This window comes from Cocleimonas flava (assembly GCF_004339015.1).
Classification (GTDB): domain Bacteria; phylum Pseudomonadota; class Gammaproteobacteria; order Thiotrichales; family Thiotrichaceae; genus Cocleimonas; species Cocleimonas flava.
Genome location: NZ_SMFQ01000003.1, coordinates 833,660 through 848,529, shown reverse-complemented (window position 1 = coordinate 848,529; position 14,870 = coordinate 833,660). Strand labels below are relative to the sequence as shown.

Annotated in this window: 11 protein-coding genes; 6 read left to right on the top strand and 5 right to left on the bottom strand. The window is 40.2% G+C overall.

The annotated features are described in order from the left end of the window. Nucleotides 1–9: 9 nt before the first annotated feature. Genes tssM through EV695_RS09840 form a run of 3 tightly spaced genes read left to right on the top strand, consistent with a single transcriptional unit; the run spans nucleotide 10 to nucleotide 4,857 of the window. Entirely contained in the window at nucleotides 10–3,402 is a 3,393-nt protein-coding gene (gene tssM, locus EV695_RS09850) for a type VI secretion system membrane subunit TssM (RefSeq protein WP_131905749.1), read from the top strand. Next, nucleotides 3,399–4,133, top strand: a complete 735-nt coding sequence (gene tagF / locus EV695_RS09845) for a type VI secretion system-associated protein TagF (protein ID WP_165874673.1) — start codon at nucleotides 3,399–3,401, stop codon at nucleotides 4,131–4,133. The genes tssM and tagF overlap by 4 nt, the downstream gene beginning before the upstream one ends. Further along, complete coding sequence (locus EV695_RS09840) at nucleotides 4,114–4,857, top strand: PP2C family protein-serine/threonine phosphatase (protein WP_165874672.1); 744 nt, start codon at nucleotides 4,114–4,116, stop codon at nucleotides 4,855–4,857. Before tagF ends, EV695_RS09840 begins: the two co-directional genes overlap by 20 nt. Before the next feature lie 32 nt (nucleotides 4,858–4,889). On the opposite strand, the gene EV695_RS09835 is transcribed toward EV695_RS09840, so the two are convergent. Then, a complete protein-coding gene (locus tag EV695_RS09835) occupies nucleotides 4,890–6,113 on the bottom strand; it encodes a polyhydroxyalkanoate depolymerase (protein ID WP_131905746.1) in 1,224 nt (407 codons plus the stop codon). Nucleotides 6,114–6,606: 493 nt separating this feature from the next. Between EV695_RS09835 and EV695_RS09830 the strand changes: the two genes are divergently transcribed. From EV695_RS09830 to phaC, 3 genes are all read left to right on the top strand, one after another. After that, nucleotides 6,607–7,023 carry a MaoC family dehydratase gene (locus EV695_RS09830; protein WP_131905745.1) on the top strand — a complete coding sequence of 139 codons (417 nt, stop codon included), beginning with the start codon at nucleotides 6,607–6,609 and terminating at the stop codon, nucleotides 7,021–7,023. Between the two features lie 174 nt (nucleotides 7,024–7,197). Continuing rightward, the gene (locus tag EV695_RS09825; RefSeq protein WP_131905744.1) at nucleotides 7,198–7,692 is read left to right on the top strand and encodes a phasin family protein; all 495 of its coding nucleotides are present in this window, start codon (nucleotides 7,198–7,200) and stop codon (nucleotides 7,690–7,692) included. An 81-nt stretch (nucleotides 7,693–7,773) separates the two neighbouring features. Then, on the top strand, nucleotides 7,774–10,305 hold the full coding sequence (phaC, locus tag EV695_RS09820) for a class I poly(R)-hydroxyalkanoic acid synthase (protein ID WP_131905743.1): 2,532 nt from the start codon (nucleotides 7,774–7,776) through the stop codon (nucleotides 10,303–10,305). A gap of 136 nt (nucleotides 10,306–10,441) precedes the next feature. Here the strand turns inward: phaC and EV695_RS09815 are convergent, their stop codons facing one another. From EV695_RS09815 to EV695_RS09800, 4 genes are all read right to left on the bottom strand, one after another. After that, nucleotides 10,442–11,563, bottom strand: coding sequence for a GNAT family N-acetyltransferase (locus EV695_RS09815; protein ID WP_131905742.1), 1,122 nt, complete (start codon nucleotides 11,561–11,563; stop codon nucleotides 10,442–10,444). Between the two features lie 236 nt (nucleotides 11,564–11,799). Continuing rightward, nucleotides 11,800–12,984: an acetyl-CoA C-acetyltransferase gene (locus EV695_RS09810; RefSeq protein ID WP_131905741.1), complete on the bottom strand. Its 1,185-nt coding sequence runs from the start codon at nucleotides 12,982–12,984 to the stop codon at nucleotides 11,800–11,802. 342 nt (nucleotides 12,985–13,326) lie between these two features. Continuing rightward, on the bottom strand, nucleotides 13,327–14,076 hold the full coding sequence (phbB, locus tag EV695_RS09805) for an acetoacetyl-CoA reductase (protein WP_131905740.1): 750 nt from the start codon (nucleotides 14,074–14,076) through the stop codon (nucleotides 13,327–13,329). A gap of 150 nt (nucleotides 14,077–14,226) precedes the next feature. Then, on the bottom strand, nucleotides 14,227–14,643 hold the full coding sequence (locus EV695_RS09800; protein WP_131905739.1) for a phasin family protein: 417 nt from the start codon (nucleotides 14,641–14,643) through the stop codon (nucleotides 14,227–14,229). Nucleotides 14,644–14,870: the final 227 nt, after the last annotated feature.

The following is a 14,870-nucleotide window of genomic DNA, read 5'->3' as shown; positions in this document are numbered from 1 at the left end:
GAATACTTGATGAAAAAAATATTTGGAATACTTAAACAGTCCTGGTTTCAATCACTTCAAGGTGTAATTGCTATATCCGCACTTATCTGGTTTCTGGGGCCGCTTTTAGGTTTTGGTGGAAGGTTACCGTTTGAATCCAGACAAAACCGGATGATTCTGATTCTTGCTATTGCTGTAATCTGGGCATTGTATTACTTGTGGAAGGCATTCAGAGCAAGACAAAAAAACAAGCAAATGCTCGATCAGATATCAGATGATTCAAAGCCATCACTGTCTCCAGAAGATGAAGCCACCGATAACGAAATAGGCCATCTGGACAGCCGCTTAAAAGAAGCGGTGGAGGCACTCAAAGGAGTACGTTTAGGTGACAAGCAGTCATCAGATAAGCAATACCTGTATCAACTACCCTGGTACATTATCATTGGTCCACCAGGGGCAGGAAAAACAACCTTACTAGCAAACTCCGAATTAGAGTTTCCCTTATCCGAGAAATATGGAAAAGAAGCCCTGCATGGCGTTGGCGGTACTCGAAATTGTGATTGGTGGTTTACTAACGATGCGGTTTTATTGGATACCGCTGGACGATATACCACGCAAGACAGCAATAAAAATGTAGATAAAGGATCCTGGTTAGGATTTCTGGATTTATTAAAAAAGTATCGAGGCAGACAACCCATAAATGGCGTGATTGTAGCAATCAGTCTGGTCGATATGATGAAACTCTCTGAAGATGCTTTGGAAAGCCACGCGAATTCTATTAAAGATAGAATTACGGAATTGTATGAGCAGTTAAATATCACAATCCCAGTCTATATGATGTTCACCAAAAGTGATCTTCTTGCCGGTTTTAGTGATTATTTTGATGATATAAATAGAGAAGATCGAAAGCAGGTTTGGGGCACGACTTTTCCATTAAATGAATCCTCCAGTGTGAATAACACCGAACTCTTTATTAAAGAGTTTGAATTACTGGAAGATAGAATTCATGGACAGGTATTAAGTAAACTTGAAAAAGAAAGAGATCTGGAAAGGCGTCAGGCGATCTATTTGTTTCCGCAACAATTCAGCTCATTAAAACTAAAGATGAATGATTTCCTGGGTAAGGTTTTTCAAGATTCACAATTTCATAAACCTATCATGTTCAGAGGGTACTATTTTACCAGTGCAACGCAGGAAGGCACGTCGATTGACAGAATAATGGGATCGCTCGCCAGTGGTTTTGGAATTGCCAGACAACAACTCTCTAACTTCTCAGGTCAGGGTAAAAGCTTTTTTATAAATGGCTTATTAAAAGATGTGATTTTTAAAGAATCTGGTCTTGCTGGTGTTAATCGTAAGTTTGTTAAAAAGATGCAATGGGTTCGTAACGGCTTGACGATCGTTATTGGCCTGGCGACTATTGCTGTAGCAGGCTTATGGTTTAACAGTTATCAACAAAATCAAAAATTGATTGATGAGTATGAGCAGCAGGTAAAAGTCATTGAAAACCAAATTGAAGCCGTGCCCTATAAAGGCACCTTGGAAGATCAACTACCTTTATTAAATCAACTAAAAAGATTAACGCAGAGCTACTCTGATATTACAGAAAACCCAAGTATCTTTGCCCGTCTTGGCTTATATCAAGGCGATTCTTTAAGGTTGATCATGGATGAAAGATATCGTGAGTTACTACGTAAAATTTTAAGGCCTCATGCGAAGGCAAATCTGGAAGAATTAATCAGTAAAAATATCGATAATCCAACCGCATTATTTGGCTTATTAAAAACCTACTTATACTTAGCAGGAGAAGCGCCAGCAGGTGCAACTTCGCCTTCAATAGGGAATGTAGATTGGGATGGTGACGGCAACAGCAATGATGATCAGGATGTGACTTTAAGTGGTCATTTTAATGCCTTGTTAAAAGAGCCTCCTAGTGATCCTATCACTGTAGATGAAGGCCTTGTATCACAAGCGCGAGAGTTATTATCAAATGACCCAGCTAAGCTAGCATATATTCAGTTGAAAAATGGAGCACTAAATAGCCCGATAGTACCTGATTTTAAAATTGCAGAGTTTGAAGGTTTAAGTTCGATAAGCAGTAGTTTTGAAAGAAAAAGCGGCAATCCATTTCTTGTTGGAATACCTAGCTTGTTTACCAAAGAAGGCTTTTCAAAACTCTTCCTACCTAAATACAACGATATTGTTAAAAACCTAAAAGAAGACCGTTGGGTACTTGGCGATTCTCAGCAGATTTTGAGTGATACAGGCACGATAAAATCAACGATTCAGCAACTCTATCAAGATGATTACATTCAAACATGGAGTAATTTGTTGTTAGATTTACAGATTCGCCCTCTCGAAAATACCAAACAGGCATCAGAAATTCTTCGGCCATTAACTGCTGATAGCGGCAACTTGTTTACTCATATTTTAAAAGCACTGCAAAGCGAAACCGACTTTAGTGACGACAATAAATTACCTTTAATAGGCGATGCGATTGAATTGAAAAAGACCTTGAAAGTCGTCGATAGTCATTTTAAGCCCCTGCATAAATTAGTCGCAGAAGATCAACTAAAAGAAACCATGCAACTCATAGACGATTTGTATAAAGGCCTGTATCAGGATATATCAGGGGGGAAGGGCACCTCAGATAAAGTAAAAACAACCCTGGCAGAATTAAATGCAGCTGTAGATAAGCTCCCTGAAATAATGCGTATCTGGTTGAATAAACCGATTCTTGAGGCAAAGCAAATCATAGGAATAGAAGTAACCAAAGGGGCAACTAAGGAACTAATACAAGCAGCGGGTGCTGACTTATGCGAGCCTTGTGAAAAAGCCTTTAAAAATAAATTTCCATTCAATCAACGTTCTAAAAAAGGCGTTGATATTTCGGAATTTAATAACTTTTTTGCCATAGGCGGCGTGGCAGATACGTTTAAAAAATCCAACTTAAAAGAAACGGATGACTTCGACCCGAGTGTGGTCAAAACTTTAGATAACATGCTAGCTGAATCAGAACGCTTGAGATCTGTTTTTTTTTCAGCAGGAAATCTTAATATCAATTTAACCTTGAAATTAATTAGCGCTAGCCCTGATGTTGAAAAGATACAGCTATCAATAGGTAGCACCAAGAACAATTTTTTTCCAGGTTCTGCAATTAGGCCACAAGAAGTCTATTCGTGGCCTGCATCACCCATTACAGCAGTGGCAAATTTTAGAAATCCTGCCATTGCTCCGAAGTTTATTACCTTAGCCGACGCAACTGATCAGTGGGGTTTATTTAAATTAGTCAGAAATGATCAGATAAGAATCCCTGCATTTGGCAATGCAGTTTTCGAAGTTAAAACTCCCACACTCAAAGAGAATCCATTTAAGTTTTTTAGCAAAATGAAAGCCCTTAAATCATGCAGGTGCCCAAAGTGACAGAAGAAACATCGATCATTGGTTATTACGGTAAAGTCCCTTCAAAAGGGGATTTTATAACAAAATCATTACCCAGAAATTTCACAGATCCCTGGGATGCCTGGCTACGGGAAGTACTCGCCCACAGCAAGTCAGAATTAGGTGAAAGCTGGATGGAGTCCTACCTAACAACGCCCCTGTATCAATATGTGTTAGCTCCGGGAATATGTGGAAACCAGACCTGGTTGGGTGTAATGATGCCAAGTGTCGATAGCGTCGGTCGGTATTTTCCAATGACGATATGCAAGTCATTTCCCATGAATACAAATCCACTGCAACTCATCGAAACCAGTAGAGACTGGTTAAAGTCAGCTGAGGATATCCTGCTTTATTGTTTAGAAGATGATTTTTCGATAGAGCAGTTTGATGAAAAACTATCAGCCTTAGGCAACCAGAATGGTGATGACAGTACCATTACCTTAAAGAAATCCACGATGAATCGCTATGAAGATTCGGCCTGGAATTTCCCTGTACATGAAAATGAAAGTTTAAGAGTTGTTTACCCAGAATTAGTCAACAGTATGTTGAACACTTTTTATCCTTCATACAGCGTCTGGAGGACATTCGGTTCAGAAAAAATACCGCCGAGTTTTGTCATAACTGAAGGCCTACCTCCACATAAAAGTGTCGCGACATTCATGGATGGAGAGTGGGATAAAAGAGGGTGGAGCGATGAACAGATTATTAGATAGTAAATTCACGTTTCAGTCTATAGGCATAACCAATCAGGGATGCGTAAGAGATCATAATGAAGATGCGTTTTTAGAATCGAGTGACAAAGGATTCTGGGTCGTTGCCGATGGTGCTGGTGGGCATCAGTCGGGAGATGTTGCTAGTCAGTTAATCGTAGAAAAGCTCTCAAAAATTAAGAAAGGCCGCTTTTTTGGAAGTTTTGTTAATAAAATCAGCGATAGCTTACAAGAAACAAACGACGAACTTATCGAGAAAAGTGGTGGAGAAGAAACCAGAACACTTATTGCGAGTACGGTGTGTGTCTTAATCGCACAGAGAAATAGTGTTGTTTGTTTGTGGTCAGGTGACAGCCGTATCTATCAATTAAGAAATAATCAATTATCACAACTCACCAGAGACCATAATCGGGTTAATGAATTCATTGATGCGGGGTTTAGCCCTGAAGATGCTGAAAAGTACCCATTAGCCCAACACCTAACCGCAGCGGTCGGTGTGACATCTCCACTGTTTACAGAAACTCAAAGCTATGAAGTGGTAGAAGGGGACATCTACCTGCTTTGTAGTGATGGACTGTTTAAAGAACTCAGTGATAAGGATATAGAAGAAATTTTACAGCAAAATAGCCTTAAATATGCGGCACAAGAACTCATGGATTTAGCCTTAGCCAGAGGTGCCACTGATAACGTCACGGTGTTATTGGTTAAAACCGCTTTGAATCAGTAAGGCACCCCCGTACTTTGAGGGCTTTTTTTTAGCTATTTATTATTTTCTTGAATAAACGCCTTAATCTTAGGTGCAATCATTTCACGGAAACGACGACCATTAAAGATTCCATAATGACCCACACCTGGTTGTTCGTAATGGTGTTTTTTGTTTTTAGGAATACTGCTTAAGATTTCATGCGCAGCTTTTGTCTGACCTTTTCCTGTAATATCGTCATTTTCACCTTCGATGGTTAATAACGAAGTGTTAGCAACGACACTGGTGTCGATCTTCTTTTCTTCAAAATGCATTTCACCTTTAGGTAAACGATGTTCGATGAACACTTTGCGGATTGTTTCAAGATAGAAATCCGCCGGTAAATCCATAACAGCCAAATATTCATTGTAGAACTTACGATGAGCTTCTGCGCTATCACCATCTCCTTTGACTAAATCGCCGAAGAATTTGTAATGCTTTTGCACATGGCTATCCAGATTCATGCTCATAAAACCAGAAAGCTGAATAAAGCCTGGGTAGACTTTTTGTCCTGCACCAGGGAAATCGCGTGGTACGGTGTTGATGACTTTAGTTTCAAACCATTCTAGGTCTTTTCCAGTGGCAAAATCATTAATCTCTGTGGGGCTTAAACGGGTATCGATCGGTCCACCCATTAAGGTTAATGATTTAGGTACATTCGGGTTATTGCGCTCAGTCATTACGGTAGTTGCAACAATAGCAGGAACACTCGGTTGGCAGACGGCAATCAGGTGCGTATTTGGGCCAAGATGATCCTGAAATTCAATCAGGTAACGGACATAGTCATCAAAGGTGAATCCACCTTTTTCGACAGGAACATCACGGGCATTTTTCCAGTCTGTAATATAAACCTCGTGGTCAGGAATAAACTGTTCTACCGTGCCTCTTAGCAAAGTGGCGTAATGACCTGACATTGGTGCCACCAGTAAAATCTTGGGATGGTTATGTTCACCTTCGCGTTTAAAATGTAACAAGTCACAGAAGGGAAGTGCATGAACCACTTCTTCTGTTACTTTGGTTTCTTTTCCATCAACGTGAGTTATCGGCAAATCAAACTCAGGTTCTTCGTAGGTATTCGTTATGCGTTCTATTAATTCTAATTGGGCTATCGTCGGTCGCATAAAAAAGTCAAAGTTATAGGGCAGTGCTGATGTTAACGACAGTTGTGTTTTCCACGCCTGTGCCCAAAAATTCAAAGGTTTTAACGACTTATTAAACTTGTGTTGTAAGTGATATAACATGGTGATTGGTAGCCCCGATTATTATGTGTTATTAGAATGTGAATTATTAGTTATTCAATTTTGCGCTGCAGCAAGCGCAATATTTATACGCTTAAGATGAGTTAATGCAAGTTTTCCGTATTACTAGGGGGCTTTATGCTTATTTTTTGTTCATAAATGCGCGCATTATCTTTCTAGCAAATCATTTTTCTTTAACAATCACTTTAAGGCACCCCCCTACTTATGGGCGTTTTTTTAAAGAGTTGCTTATTTAAGGCTATTAAAAATAGTCTATTTGAATAATCGACTTCTGTGCTCATCACCAACCAAACTTCACTATCCGACCATTATTTTTCGCTATTCTTTTTTCGACCATTATTTTTCAAAGGAAAGGCTAATAAATACGACCTTTATCAAACAAGTCTCAGTTATTTTTACCTAAAGAATAAAATGCTACTAAAGTATAAGTTAAAGACTTATAAGAAAATGATTGTTAACCAGAAGAGGGAGAGTAATGGCAACTACGTTAAAGATTGGAGATAGCGCATCAATTACACGTTCATTCACAGAACAGGACGTGATCGATTATGCAGAATTATCGGGTGATAAAAATCCCGCACATCTCGATGCAGCTTATGCAGCGGCTACACAATTCAAACACAGAATCGTTCATGGAATGCTTGTCGGAAGCTTGTTCTCTGCGTTATTAGGTGCGCACTTACCGGGTGAAGGCACTATCTACATGGGTCAGAACCTGCAATTTAAAGCACCGGTCTATTTTGATACCGAGATAGTGGCGAGTGTTGAAGTGATCAAAATACATGAAACTAAACCGATAGTGACTTTGAAAACAACGTGCATAGATGTTGACGGAAATATCCTCGTTGAAGGAGAAGCTGTTGTATTTGTACCGTGGTTAACACGCGACTAATTTGTTTTTTGAATATTGTATGAATTAAGCCTGATATAGCTAGCTCAACGCCTGTTTTTTAAGTGTTGACTTTCTGTTTAAAGTCTCTATTATTAGAGTTTGTGCAGTGCAGCAATTCATCGAGATGGTTTGCTGTACTAAAAATTATTTACACTATTTATTAAGGATTCTATTATGTCTACTAACAACCCATTTGATTTCACAAAAGCATTTGAGCAATTTGACCCAAGCAAATTAGCAGAGCAACTACAAAGTACCTTTAACATGGATGCTTTCAGTATGGATGCATTTAACGATACGCTTAAAGGTAAGTTTGATTTTGATGCAATCAAAGCATCACAAGAAAAAAACATGGCATTATTAATGGCGACTAACCAAACGTTTGCAGATAGCTCTAAAGTATTGCTAGAACGCCAGGCTGAAATGTTAAAGCAGGCGATGACAGAAGCTACAGATGCGATACAAGCACTTGCAAGTTCTGGTTCACCACAAGAAGCGGCAAGCAAGCAAGTTGAATTAATCCAGCACGCTTACGAAAAAGCTTTAGCTAACTCTACTGAAATCAGCGAAATGGCTAAAAAGACTCAAGAAGAAATTGCTGAAAAAGTAAGCAAGCGTCTTGAAGAAAGCATGGAAGAGTTCAAGAAAACATTATCTGACATTGCTTAATAGCCTGAATAAGATCTGTTAAGTTACATTAGTTACTATTTACGTATTTCAATTACACATCATTGAATTCTGGAGGATGATATGTCCGATTCTAAACAAGAAGATTTAAACGCGCTGGGGTTTGGGTCTGCAGCTGAAGAAATGAGAAATAACTTCAAGCATGTAGAAGATCTCATGAAAGTATTTGCCGAAGCTCACGAAACTAAAGATATGGACCCGTTTAAGCTCAGTGAAGCTTATTCAAAATGGTTTACCGAAGCGGTTAAAAACCCAGGAAAAGTCATGCAAGACAGCATGAATTTCTGGACTAAATCCATGCAACTAGGTCAACAGGCTTTGACTGGTGCGTTCTCCGACAGTGATGAAGCTAAAGCTGATCCTGTGATCACTGAAGAAAAAGGTGATCGCCGTTTCAAGCATGATGATTGGACAGAAAAATCTGCCTTCAATTTAATCAAGCAGTCTTATCTTCTTACTTCAGAATACATGCGTAATTCAGTATCCGATGTTGAAGGTTTGGATGATAAAACCGCTGAAAAAGTAAAATTCTTCACCGAGCGTTACCTTGATTCGATGTCACCTACAAACTTCGCGGCTACGAACCCTGCAGTTTTAGAAAAAGTGATTGAAACAAAAGGCGCAAATCTTGTTCATGGTTTAAAGAACATGCTCGAAGATTTAGAAGAAGGCGAAGGCCAACTTAAAATCCGCATGACAGATACCTCAGCATTTACGCTGGGTGAGAATGTTGCGACAACGCCGGGTAAAGTTGTTTTCCAGAACAAAATGTTCCAGCTCATTCAATACACACCTTCAACGGATACTGTATTGAAGCGTCCTTTATTGATTGTTCCACCATGGATCAACAAGTTCTACATCATGGACTTACAGCCTAAAAACTCAATGCTGAAATGGATGGTCGATCAAGGTCACACCGTATTTGTCGTTTCATGGATTAACCCTGATGAAACCTACAAAGAGGTTGGTTTTGAAGATTATGTCACAGAAGGTGTGGTGACAGCTGTCGATGCAGTAGAGCAAGCTACCGGCGAAAGTGAAATCAATGCAATCGGGTATTGTATTGGTGGTACTTTATTATCGACTTCTCTCGCTTATATGAAAGCGAATGGCGATAACCGCGTTAAATCTGCGACCTTCTTCACCACCATGATTGATTTTGCCGATCCGGGTGAGTTAGGTGTATTTATCGATGAAGGCCAAATTGCTAGCCTTGAAAAATCCATGGAAGAAGAGGGCTGTCTGAAAGGTTCCAAGATGTCAGGCGCGTTCAATATGTTACGTGCTAACGACTTGATCTGGTCATTCTATGTAAATAACTATTTACTGGGTAATGATCCACGTCCATTTGACTTATTGTACTGGAACTCGGATTCAACACGTATGACGCCAACCATGCATTCATGGTATCTACGTAATATGTATAAAGATAACAATCTTTGTAAGCCTAATAAATTGAGTGTTAAAGGTACGCCAATCGATATTTCTAGTGTCGATATTCCTGTGTGTTTTATTTCTGCGGTAGAAGATCATATTGCTCCTTGGTTATCAACTTACTCAGGTGCGAAATTATTCTCAGGCGATACCCGTTTCATCCTTGGTGGATCAGGTCATATCGCTGGTATTATCAATCCGCCAGAAGCGAAAAAATACGGTTACAGAGTGACAGATACACTACCTGATGACCCACAGGCTTGGGCTGATGCAGCTGAAGTTAACGAAGGATCATGGTGGCCAAACTGGGACTCTTGGGTTCGTCCTTTAGATAACGAAACTGTTAAAGCACGTGCGGTAGGCAAAGGTGGTTTAAAAGCTATCGAAGATGCACCAGGTACATACGTTAAGTGTAAAGTCGATGATCCTTCACCGGTTGTTGAATACACCAAACTTGACCCTGCTAAAAAGCCAAAGCCCGCAACAGCTAAAAAAACAGCTGCTAAAAAACCAACTGCTAAGAAAGCTGAAGCCAAGAAAGCCGAAGCAAAAAAACCAGCCGCGAATAAACCTGCTGCTACGAAAGCCGAAGCAAAAAAACCAGCAGCTAAGAAAGTTGAAGCTAAAAAACCGGAAGCTAAAAAGCCAGTAGCGAAGAAGCCTGCTACCAAAAAGCCAGAAGTTAAGAAAGCCGAAACTACAAAACCAGTAGCAAAAAAAGCGGAAGTAAAGACTGCAGAAGTTAAAAAGCCAGCTGCCCCAAAAGCAGCACCGGCGGCGAAAGCTAAACCTGCTACTCAGTCAAAACCTGCGGCTAAAAACGCGAAACCTCAGGCGAGTCAGGCTCAGTTGGATTTAAAAGCAGAAGCGCCTAAGAAGCCAGCGGCTCCTAAAGCAGCACCTGTCGCTGAAGCTAAAAAAGCAGCTACGGCAGCTTCATCAGCGAAAGACGACTTAACGGCAATTAGTGGCGTTGGTCCTAAAGTTGCAGAAATGTTGAACTCTTTGGGTATCAATGCGTACTCAGAGATAGCGGCGATGACACCGAAGCAAATCCTGGAAAAAATGGATACGTTAGATGTTAAAAACCGACGTTTTGATACTAGCACTTGGCCCGCACAGGCTAAGGAGTTAGAAAGCAAAAACGCAAAGAAAAAGTAACGCTTCAATTAACCCTGAAAACGTACTTAAGGCCATTCATTGAATGGCCTTTTTGCTTTTTGGGTTTAGCCTAATTAATCCTATTTATTTAAGCCACCCCACACCTTTGAATGATATTAGGTTTTTATTTGTTTGTTTATTGGCTTAGTTTCTTTATTGTTCTGCTGATTGTTGATAGCAATTTGGCTTTAATCTCAGACTTTGTTTTAGTTTTCGCCTTTGTCTTCACCCTTGTTTTCACATTTGTGTTTGCCATTGTTTTTGAATCGTCTTCTGGTTTTTTAACAAAGGTAAGCTCCCAACGTTCTCTTCGTTCAGTCATCCAGTCTTGTTTATAACGTTCATTTCCCGTCAAAAAATCAATCTCCTCAACCTTATCAGTATCAATCACATATTCCATTAAGTGCGCCATTAGAATAGACCCGGGAGAATACTGTTGCCATGATTGATCATAAACCAGCCTGAAAATACTCGCTTTCCGGTTCACTACATACCAAAGGTGAGCCGCAACCGGTTGGTCGTCAAGGTATAAGATGGCAAGTCTTGTCCAGCCTGATTTGGAGGCTCTGCCAGTAAAGCCTTGAACAATCTGTTCGTATTGCTCATTTGCCTTCCAGCTCACTTTATAGATGTCGTGATACTCAGTTAAGGCTTTGTCGATATCATCGCTTATATGGAGTCGTATCTGATAACCATGCTCCCGTTCAAGTTTGCGTTGCTTGCGAACGATGGTATTGCGCACTTTAGAAGGTCGCTCTGCCAAGTAATCGGCAAAGCTTTGTCCTTGTGTTCGATGAAACCAGTTATAAAAACGAAAGCGCCGATGGCAAGAGAACCCGCAAGATTCCATCGTGAGTTGTAACTTTTGTATATTGTCATCATCTTCAGCAACAGGTTGAATGGTTAGATAGTCAAACGAGAGTGTCTTTAATCCCAGACAGAGACAGTTAAGAATTTCTTGTTGCTGATTTTCTGCCAGTAACAGGGAGTAGAGAGCACTGTATGAATGGCAGAGTGAAGTCCATTCCTTATTTTCACGAGTAATCAAAGGTAAGATTGCTAGAACGCTAGTTTCATTATCCGGGTTCTCATCAATTACACAGGCTAGCAGTAGTTTTTGCTCATCATCGAGTGCGGTTACAACAATATTTTCAAACCAGTGACGTGAGAAGAAAAGGCTGTGGTTCTCTGCTTGTGTAAAAAGCGCAGCGCTACTGCTGGAAAGCTGATTCCAGTTGTTGTAACAGATGAATTTCATTGATTCTAAAAAAGTGCCTCAAAGTAGGGGGGTGACCTAATGAATACTTATTTTAGCTTATCTAAGGTGTTGTTATCCCAATAAGGTTTTAGTGCTTTTTTAGTGGTTGTTTAAATAGCCCTTGAGTAGCCCTGTGCTGAAACAGATCAAATAAAAAGCCGTTCATAAGAACGGCTTTTATTAAGAGACAGGTTTTAAATCTTTTAAATATTGATTTAAAACATATCAGTCAGGAACTATGCACGCTCTACAGCAAGTGCGATTCCCATTCCGCCACCGATACATAAAGTCGCTAGACCTTTCTTTGCATCTTCGCGTTTCATTTCGTGGAGTAATGAAACCAGTACGCGCGCTCCAGAAGCACCGATTGGGTGTCCGATTGCAATTGCGCCGCCGTTTACATTGATCTTGCTTAAATCCCACTCCATGTCTTTGTTAACTGACATTGCTTGTGCAGCGAATGCTTCGTTAGCTTCAACAAGGTCAAGATCGTCAACAGTCCAACCTGCTTTTTTCAAACATTTCTGACTTGCCGAAATAGGACCGGTACCCATGATTTTAGGGTCAACACCTGTTGATGCGCTTGCTACGATTTTAGCGAGTGGCTCAAGACCAAGCTTCTCTGCGTTTGAACGTGTCATTACAACAACCGCTGCTGCACCATCGTTGATACCAGAAGCATTACCCGCTGTAACGGTTCCTTCTTTAGTGAAAGCAGGACGTAATTTACCTAGGCTTTCTGCGGTTGTGCCAGGACGGATGAATTCGTCTTCAGCAAAAACAACTGGGTCACCACGACGTTGTGGAATTTCAACAGGAATGATTTCATCTTTAAACTTACCCGCTTTTTGCGCAGCTTCTGCTTTTTGCTGTGAACCAGCGGCAAAAGCATCTTGCTCTTCACGTGTAAAGCCGTATTGATTAGCGATATTCTCTGCTGTCATACCCATGTGGTAATCATTAAATGCACACCATAGACCATCTGTGATCATGGAATCTTTCATTGTCCAGTCCATCATCTTCTGACCGTTTCTTGAATGCGGTAGAACGTGAGGCGCTGCAGTCATGTTTTCCTGACCACCTGCAATTACGATATCAGCATCGCCACAAGCGATCGCCTGATACGCAAGCACCACTGATTTTAAACCACTGCCACATACTTTGTTGATTGTCATAGCAGGCACTGATTCTGGAAGTCCAGCTTCGATTACTGCCTGACGCGCAGGGTTCTGGCCTAAACCAGCTGTTAATACGTCACCCATGATGACTTCGTCCACACTCGCAGGATCAATACCTGTTTGCGCAACGAGTCCTTTGATGACGTTTGCACCTAATGTTGATGCCGGAACAGAAGCCAGGCTTCCACTGAAATTACCGACTGCTGTACGACCCGCCGCAACAATTACTATGTCTTCGCTCATTTTTTATATCCTTTTATGTTTACTAAGAGATCCATATCTGGAGATCTATATCCAGAGACTCCTATTTAGAGACTCTTAATTAGAGATCAATAATTAGAAATCTGATATTTGGTATGTTTTAACATTGTTAGCGCTTGTTAGACTTAATTAAAGTCAATTAAAGTAAATTAAAGTCAAACAAAGGATAAGTTATTTAAAATAATTTAAAACTACTCAATCTTAAGCAATATTAAACAACGTCAAATAGAGTATAGAACCCATATACAAAAATACCCTCAATAATCATCGATTAAAGAGGGTATTTATTACTTATTATTCACTGCTGTTAAAGCTGAAAACAATTTAGTGACTAACGAATAGTCCGCCGTTTACAGGAATACAAGCACCTGTTGTGTAGCTATTGTCTTCACTTGATAACCAAAGTACTGCAGATGCAATCTCAGCTGGCTGAGCCATACGACCCATAGGGATGCCACCGATGATTGAAGCTAGTACGTTTTCTGGCATTGCTTCTGTCATTGCTGTAGATACGTAGCCTGGAGCAACAGTGTTAACTGTAACGCCTTTGCGTGCGCCTTCATAAGCTGCAGACATCGTGAAACCATGAATACCTGCTTTAGCAGCAGAATAGTTAGGTTGACCGAATTGACCACGTTGGCCGTTTACAGAAGAGATGTTGATGATGCGGCCGTAACCACGCTCAGTCATTCCAAGAAGAACTGGCTTAGTAACGTTGAATGCGCTGGTAAGGTTAGTGTCGATAACTGCTTTCCATGCATCGATGTCCATGTTTTTGATCGTTGCATCGCGAGTGATACCCGCACAGTTAACTAATACGTCGATTGGACCAACATTGCTTTGAATATCTGCAATCATTGCGCCAGTCGCGTCAAAATCTGTTACATCACATGGAGCAAGTTCGATATCAAACCCTGCTTCTTTTTGAGCTGCTTGCCAGCTTTCTGCATTTTCTTTATCAGCAGGGAAGTAGTTTGCTACTACTTTGCAGCCTGTTGCTGCAAGTTGTCTACAAATCTCTTCACCAATTCCACCTGTACCACCCGTTACTAGGGCAACATTGTTTTTTCCCATCTTTTTTACTCTCCATCTTCTAGCGGTTATAACAAAAAGGCCGCACCACTTATTCTATTTTTCAAGAAAAGGTGGTGAGGCCCAGTGTATCTATATAGTGCGACTAATTATGACAATAGTCAAAACCAGCCGCCTCTATTTTTTTCAATACTATTTTGCAGCTTTAACTGCTTTTTTTGCAGCTTCAGTAGCTTCAGTTGTAGTCTTCTTTGCAGATTCAACAACTTTATCCATGTTGCCTTTAGCGGTCTTTAGAGACTTTTCAGAAAGCTTCTTGTATGCGTCACGGTTAGTTTCAACAGTTGACATTGCTTTCTTCCAGTTACCCATTGCAAAGTTAATTGAGTTTTGGAACATTTCGTTCTGCATCTCGAAGAAATCTTTAGGGTCTTTAGCAGCAGAAAGTTTTTCAATGTTCTGCTCTGTAGTTGAAGTTAAACCTTCAGTCATTTCTTTCTGTTGTGCGAAAAAAGCTTCAGTTGTTTTAACGTTTAGCTCGCCGAATTGCTTAAGAGTAGCTAGGCTGTCATTAGCAATTTTAGTGTTTAAATCGATCCATTGTTGCATGGTTATATCCTCATTAAGGTCAGTAAATTAAATTGTGCGGTGCAGCATTGCTGCGTTGCAACAAATATAGGAGAACGCCATAATCATGTCAAGTATTATTTTATAAATAATTGAAAATAAAACGCTGCAAATGAGGGTATATAAAGGATTGGGATCTTTTTAACTTGGCCTTGAGGCTATTTTTATAATGAAATTAATAAGCTATAAAAACAGCCCCAAAGTAGGGG